At 52.5% G+C, this 238-nt stretch carries 1 protein-coding gene; it reads right to left on the bottom strand.

From position 1 onward, the window contains the following. Positions 1-104: 104 nt before the first annotated feature. The gene (locus tag A3728_RS22455; RefSeq protein ID WP_269084904.1) at positions 105-224 is read right to left on the bottom strand and encodes a class I SAM-dependent methyltransferase; all 120 of its coding nucleotides are present in this window, start codon (positions 222-224) and stop codon (positions 105-107) included. Positions 225-238 lie beyond the last annotated feature (14 nt).

Here is a 238-nt window from a genome sequence, read left to right as displayed (position 1 = left end):
TGCCGGCAAGAATTGCGGCGATGATATTGCGTGAGTTAAACATGAAAATATCCTTTTGATAACGCCCCAAAACCTAGCGTTTTCAGCATATTTTCAATACCCTATTACGCACGGTAGAAAAAATAGCGCCCCCGCGCGATGTCGTCTGGCCCCGTCTCGAGGCTGAAGCCCTCGAGCCTCTGTTGCGTTACAATCAACCCGCCCGGAACCATCACGGATCTGATCGCCGGGCTGAGGC

Source organism: Sulfitobacter sp. HI0040, assembly GCF_001634885.1.
In the GTDB taxonomy this organism is placed as follows: Bacteria; Pseudomonadota; Alphaproteobacteria; order Rhodobacterales; family Rhodobacteraceae; genus Sulfitobacter.
Note: the sequence above shows the minus strand (reverse complement) of the source record. Positions and strands in the feature narration are given on the sequence as shown.